We start from the raw sequence: 6,807 nt of genomic DNA, 5'->3' as shown, positions 1-6,807 counted from the left end.
GCCCCCGATTCGGCTCTTCCACCTCCCTTTCGAAGCGGCCGTCAAACCGCCAGGTAGCGGGCAATCAGTTCCTGGTTGGAAACAAGTTCGTCAAGCAGGCCCTCACCCCGGACCTGGCCCTTCTCCATGATGTAGCCGCGGCCCCCCACCAGCCGGGCGAAGCGCACGTTCTGGTCGGCCACCAGCAAGCTGACTCCATCAACCCGCACGGCCCGGAGCGCGCGGGCCATCCCCTGAACGATCTTGGGGGCAAGTCCCTCTGACGGCTCGTCGAGGAGCAACAGCGCGGGGCTACCCATCAGCCCCCTGGCGATGGCGAGCATCTTCTGCTCGCCGCCGGACATCTTGCGCGCCGGCCGGTCGATCATCTCTCCCAGGTTGGGGAAGAGTTCGACGAGGCGGTCGAACGTCCACTGCTGGCGCCGGCCTCCAAGCGCCTGCGCGCCGAGCTGCAGGTTCTCCCGCACCGTGAGATCGCCAAAGATGCGCCGGTCGTCCGGCACGTAAGCGATCCCGGCGCGTGCCACCCGATGCGGCGGCCACCCCGTCACATCGTGACCGGCGAACCGGACCCGCCCGCGTCGCGGCGGCACCAGGCCGGAAAGGCTCTTCATCAGGGTGGACTTGCCGGCGCCGTTTCGGCCCAGAAGGAAGACGCACTCACCCGAGCCGATCGTCACGTCCACCCCTTGGATGACGTGACTCGCTCCGTAGTACACGTGCAGGTCACCAGCCTGAAGCAGGGTCCGGGGCGAATGGCCGCGCCCTGCACCTATCACGAGCCCGCCGCCATCGCTCGTTGCGTTCACAGAACTCGGCGAGTCATCCAGTCCTCCCTCGCCGGTGTCAGCCCCGAGGTACACCTCTCGCACCTCGGGATTTTGGCGAATGGTCTCAGGCGTGCCGTCCGCGAGCACGCGGCCCCTGTGCATGACGACAATCCGGTCGGACACCGCAAATACCATGTCCATGTCATGTTCCACCAGGATAAGTGTCTTATTGTGATCGCGAACCAGCCGACGCAGCAGCGCGAGCAGCTCCAGCCGTTCGGGAGCCGTCAGGCCGGCCGTTGGCTCGTCGAGCACCAGGAGCGTGGGTTCAGACGCCATCACCAGAGCGATCTCCAGAAGCCGGCGCTTACCGGAGGGTAGGACGGCGGCGGACACAGTGGCCACGTCCCGCAGTCCCATCTCGTCGAGCAGCTGCCACACGGCCTGGGCGACCAGGACGTCTTTCCAGAGCCACCCGCCGCTCCGCCAGGCTCGGCCCGTCCGGCTGAGCACCGGGATGGCGAGGTTCTCCTGCACGGTTAACTCGGGGAAAACGCTGGTGATCTGGAAGGAACGGGCAATGCCGAGCCGCACGCGTGTCTGTGGGGGCCAGGTCGAGATGTCATGGCCCCGGAAGACCACCCGCCCCGCGTCAAGGGGCAACCGTCCTGTGAGTACATTGACGAACGTGGTCTTGCCTGCGCCGTTGGGGCCTATGATGGAGGTGACGCTGCCTGCATCGAACGAAAGGCTCACCCCGTCGACAGCCCGCAGGTCCCCGAAGATCTTGGTGACGCCGTGCGTTTCCAAGAGCGCCATGCTCGTTCACTCCCCGTGTCCAAGGCGAGGGGTGGCTCCCTCACCCGCCTCGGTTCCCTCGCCTGCCCGCGCCGCCACCGAACCGTTGGAAGGCGCCGGCACCGCTTTGTGCAACAGCCCCGCCAGCGTGCCGAGAATACCCGAGCGAAACCCGAGGACGATGGCTACCAGCGCTACTCCCAGCGCGACGAGCCAGTATTCGGTGCGTCGCTCGATGGCTTCTTTGAGGGCCATGAAAACGGCCGCACCCACCACGGGCCCGGCGAAAGTGCGGGTGCCCCCGATCAGAGAGGCGAGGACGGGTTCGGCTGACTTGGTCCAGTGCGCTGCCGCCGGCGACACGGTATTTTCCAGGGGCGCCACGAGCGACCCGGCAAGGCCGGCCACCGCCGCCGATATGACGAATGCGACGAGTTTTACCCGCCGCACCGAAATGCCCGAGAAGGCCACGCGCTCCGCGTTCTCCCGCAGCCCGTTAAGAGTGAGTCCGAAGGGGGAGCGGCTCAGCCGGTGGAGGATCCATACGCTGGCGACGAACGCGGCGAGCACGAGATAGTAGTAGTGGAACAACGAGTCGAGCGGCACCCGAACACCGGGGAGCAGCACCAGAGGCGCTCTCGGGATGCCGATGAGCCCGTTGTCGCCTCCGGTGACGGCCACCCATTTCCAGGCCAACGAGTAAACCATTTGGCCGAAGGCGAGTGTGAGCATTGAAAAGTAGATGTCCGTGTGCCGCACCGAAAAGAACCCCACCACGAGGCCCAGCGCCGCCGCAGCCGCCACGCCTCCCGCCACGGCTGGCAGGATGGAGACGCCGCCGTGTTTCAAGGCGAGCCCCGCCACATAGGCGCCGGTAGCGTAGAAGGCCGCATGCCCGAACGAAAGCAGCCCGGCGTGGCCGTAGAGCAAATTGAAGGCCAGGGCGAACATGCCGAGGACCATCATCTGCATGACGAAGTAGACGTAGAAGCGTGAGGCGACCAGCGGCACCGCGGCAAGCCCCACGGCGCCGGCCGCCACCGCCGCAAGGCCCAGCGGGACAGCAAGCCGCTCGCCACGCTGAAACACGGTCGAAAGGCGCCCGACCAATGTCAACGACCTCCCGCCGGTCCTAGGCTCTCGTCCGGCCCTACGCTCCGGCCCGTGCGAACAGCCCTGTGGGCCGCCAGATGAAGACGGCAGCCATCAGCAGAAAGATGAGGGCCTGCTCGAAGACCGGCACGAAGAAAACCCCCAGTGCGTGCAGCACGCCGATGAGAACGGAGCCCACGAACGCCCCGAGGAGGTTCCCGAGCCCACCGATGACCGCCACCACAAACGCCTGGATGATAATGGCGTCGCCCATGCCGGGGGATGCCGGCTGGGTGACCGCGGAGAGCGCGCCCCCGAGGGCCGCCAGCCAGCAGGCGATGGCGAAGACAACCGTGTAGATGTTGCGGACATTGAGACCGAGAGCGGCCGCCATGTCGCGGTCGGCGGCGGCCGCCCGGATGAACTTCCCCCATGTCGTTCGATGCAGGAAAAGCCACAAGGCCCCCGCTACCAGAACGCCGACCCCTACCAGGAACAAGTTGAAGCGAGCGAAAGGCTGACCAGCGATCCAGACCGCTCCCCGCAAAAACCTGGGCGACGGAACCGATTGGTACACCGGACCCCACACGAGCTTGACCAGGTCATCGAAGATGAGCGCCAGCCCGAAGGTGAGCAGCAACTGGTATCCGTGAGCGAGCGCGTAGGTGCGGCTCACAAGCGCACGCTCCGCCACCGCCCCCGCAATGGCCACCGCCAGGGGAGCCAGCAGCAGCCCGGCCCAGAAGTTGAGGCCCAGGCTTCGCAGCGCGAAGAACGCGACGTAGGCGCCCAGCATGTAAAACGCGCCATGCGCGAAGTTGAGGACACCGAGCACTCCGAAGATGAGGGTCAACCCTGCCGATGTCAGCCAGACGTACATGCCCTGGCTGACGCCAACAAGGGCCTGATAGAGGATGGCCTGGGCCACGGACGCTCGCCTCCAGTTTCAGGGAGGCTGCCGGCTCGACCATCGGCCGGTGCCGGCAGCCCGCAGCCTTCAAGCGCCGATCTTCTCGAATGGCGGCCAGCGATAGTACTCTGAGGCCGGGAAGACCTTGAGGTCCTTCAGCACTGGCATAGGATAGTCCCGGCTGTGGGTGATGCGCCCCCAAGGTACCTGGTACACGGCCTGGTGGTCTTCTTTGCGGAAGAACCGCCGGCCGGCCGGAGTCTCCAGTTCCAGGCCCTCGACGGCTCGGATGAAGTCCTCCGTCGCGAGGCTCCCGGTTTTCTCGACGGCCGCCTTGATCGTGTAGACTGCCGAATACCCTGCCTCCGACACGTAGTGCGGGTACTTGCCCCACCGCCGGTAAAAGCGCTGGACGAAGCTCCGGTTGGTCTCGTTGTCCGGGTACTGGAACCAGTACCGACCCGACGCCCAAAGGCCCTCGGGGTATTCGTCACCGAGCCCCTCGAGAACGTCCATCGCCGCCCCCATGCCCGTCATCCACTCGCGCACCCTGTCGAAGACGCCGAATTGGATTGCCTGGCGGATGAGGGTCACGGCCTCGCCGCCCCACTCGACCGAGAAGATGCCCTCCGGATTAGCCGCCATCACCTTGGAGATGTGGGCGCTGAAGTCCGTGGTGCCGAACGGCGCCCAGGCCTCGGCCACGAACTCCACGTCCGGCCGGTGCTTGCGCAGCACGGTCTTGAACAGCTCCCACGATACGTAACCGTACTCGTAGTCAGGGTTGATTCCGGCCCAGCGCCGAACGTTGAGATCCTTGCCGACCAGCGCGCCGGCGATCCCATCCTGGTAAACGGGCACGACGATGCGGAAGATGTTGCGGATGCCCCGCTGGTACACCAGCTCCTCGGTGAGGCGATGCGTTGCCCCGTGAGTCACGATCAAGGGCTTGCCGAGTTGGGGCATGATCTCGCCGACGGCCAGCGCCGATGAGGAGCTGTCGATGCCGATCATGAAGTCCGCCCCGTACACATCCACGAAGTAACGGGCATTGGCCACCGCGGTGGCCGCGCGGAGTTGCTCGTCCCGGTATTCCACCTCGAGGCGGCTTCCCAGCACGCCGCCCCCGCTGTTGATCTCGTCGATGGCGATATTCACGCCCATTTGAAAGTAGCGTCCGTATCCCCCGAGCGGCCCCGAGAGCACCGTCTGGGCGCCGATTTTGATCGGGTCTTTGACGCGGGCCGCGCCTCTGGCCGAACGAACGAAGAAGGGCCCAACCAGCGCAGCCGCGCCCGCCGCGGCCGCCGACCTGACAAGCTCCCGCCTCAAAATCGTAACCTCAGCGTTGCTCATGTCGCTCACTCCCTCCTGGCTTGCGTGGCGCGCGACTCGACGAGGCTACGCTTGTATGTCCCGGTACGCCACCCCCCGCCCCCGGTTGAATGCCCCCGCTGAGGATGCCCGCCCGGCGGTCGCCTGCAGCGTTTCGCCTGGGTTTACCATCTGCTGCACCAGCGCGCGGCTGGCGCTGAAGTCGTACGAACGGTAGATTTCGATGACACTGGCCTCGACGGAACCCTCTGCATGCACCATATTGACAGCCTCAAGCCCGCCGAGCAGCGCAACCAACTCACGGATGGCCAGAAACAGCCTGAAGCGGCTTTGCCCGCCGCTTCCTCCGGAGCCCGCCAGGTATTTGTCGATGTAAGCCCGCAGCGCTGGATTCTCGTAGTCGTCACCGCTCGGAGCCGTGATGGCCATACCACCGGCGCAGTCGATGAGCGCCTGCACCGCCTCGAGGTAGCGCATGTTGGAGTAGAGCTTGCCCAGATTGGTGTAGAGTGGGTCGGGCAGCACGATGCCAGTGCGCTCGTCCGGTCGCCCGTGCTGCGCTGCCTGGCTCGCCGCCATGCGCTGCACCTCGGCATACATGATGAGGTCGACGATGTTGCGGCGGATGTGGCTCTTTCCGTCCACGCCGTTTGCTTCTGCGATGGCGTTCGCCAGGCCGACGAGCACCTCGGTCATGGCGGCCCGGTACGAGATGGCTGAGAAGCGGTGAAAGAGTGCGAAGGTCGTGGCCACCTCGCTGGCCTGACGCGGCTGGCGGTACACGAAGACGCTCTCCCACGGCACCCAAACGTCGTCGAAGATCACCAGCGCCTCGACGAGCGCGTCATGGTTGATCCGGGGCCCCTCCAGCGGGTGGCGCGCCCCTTCCACCTCAAGGACCGGCCGGCAGATCATCCTCAGCCCCGGTGTGGCCGCCGGGACGGCGAAGGCGAGGGAGTAGTCGGCGTCGCCTGGCTGCATGGCCCGGCTCGGGATCACGATGAGCTCGTCGGCCACCGGCGCCTGGGTGATGTGGGCCTTGGCGCCGCGGACGACGATGCCGTCCGGCCGCTCTTCCTTCACCCTCACGTAGAGGTCCGGGTCCGGCTGCTCGTGCGGGCGAAGGCTTCGGTCGCCCTTGACGTCGGTCTGGGCCACTGCCACGGCGAGGTCGCGGCGTGCCACGTGCTCGTAGTAGCGGCGCACGCGCTCGTGAAACTCGCCGCCTGACTCGTTTCGAGCCGTGACGGAAAGCAGCGCGAACAGGGCGTCGGAACCGATCACTTTGCAGATATTGAAAATCCCGCGGCTGCGCCGGGTGGTCTCCTGGATGAGCACCGAACGCTCAGCGAGCGCATCACGGCTCGTGGGGAGCCGGTAAAATGCGCTGATGCGGGTGCCGAGCGCTGGATCGTGGGTGACCAGACGGGTAGCCAGCGGTCCGTCCCGCGCGAGGTCGAAGACCAGGGCGTTGTGGCGGGCGCACCGCCCCAGGACGGGGTGCGATGCGATGTCGTTCACGCGCCGGCCACGGTAGTATACCTCGCGGCCGTCGTTGAGACCAGCAAGGAACTCGGCCCCCACGCGCATGGCGGCACCTCTGCTCTCTTCCGCTGCTTAAGAGGCCTCCCCCAGGGCAGCGGGTGATTCCCCGCGGCCACCCGGTGATGCCCGTCGGAGTTGCTCCCTCAACACGAACTTTTGAATCTTCCCGGTAGCGGTCTTGGGAAGTGCCTCGACGAATTCGATCCGTTTCGGCGCCTTGAAGTGTGCCATCCGTTCGCGGCAGAACTGAATGAGCTCCTGGCCGGAGACCGATGTTCCTGGCCGGAATACCACGAACGCCGTGGGCACCTCACCCCACACGGGGTCGGGGGCGGCCACCACGGCCGCTTCCAGGAC

General features: G+C 66.2%; 6 protein-coding genes. All 6 read right to left on the bottom strand.

What is annotated here, in order from left to right:
* Positions 1 to 41: 41 nt before the first annotated feature.
* Entirely contained in the window at positions 42 to 1,589 is a 1,548-nt protein-coding gene (locus AB1609_11305; protein ID MEW6047052.1) for an ATP-binding cassette domain-containing protein, read from the bottom strand.
* Positions 1,590 to 1,595: 6 nt separating this feature from the next.
* Positions 1,596 to 2,678 (bottom strand): branched-chain amino acid ABC transporter permease, encoded by a 1,083-nt coding sequence (locus tag AB1609_11300; GenBank protein ID MEW6047051.1) that lies wholly within the window; start codon positions 2,676 to 2,678, stop codon positions 1,596 to 1,598.
* 40 nt (positions 2,679 to 2,718) lie between these two features.
* Complete coding sequence (locus tag AB1609_11295; protein MEW6047050.1) at positions 2,719 to 3,588, bottom strand: branched-chain amino acid ABC transporter permease; 870 nt, start codon at positions 3,586 to 3,588, stop codon at positions 2,719 to 2,721.
* Between the two features lie 69 nt (positions 3,589 to 3,657).
* Positions 3,658 to 4,926, bottom strand: coding sequence for an ABC transporter substrate-binding protein (locus AB1609_11290; GenBank protein ID MEW6047049.1), 1,269 nt, complete (start codon positions 4,924 to 4,926; stop codon positions 3,658 to 3,660).
* A gap of 45 nt (positions 4,927 to 4,971) precedes the next feature.
* Positions 4,972 to 6,495: a 4-hydroxyphenylacetate 3-hydroxylase N-terminal domain-containing protein gene (locus tag AB1609_11285; protein MEW6047048.1), complete on the bottom strand. Its 1,524-nt coding sequence runs from the start codon at positions 6,493 to 6,495 to the stop codon at positions 4,972 to 4,974.
* Between the two features lie 27 nt (positions 6,496 to 6,522).
* A partial coding sequence (locus AB1609_11280) for a 2-aminobenzoate-CoA ligase (protein MEW6047047.1) occupies positions 6,523 to 6,807 on the bottom strand: 285 nt, incomplete at its 5' end.

It is taken from the genome of Bacillota bacterium (assembly GCA_040754675.1).
GTDB lineage: Bacteria > Bacillota > Limnochordia > Limnochordales > Geochordaceae > Geochorda.
Note: the sequence above shows the minus strand (reverse complement) of the source record. Positions and strands in the feature narration are given on the sequence as shown.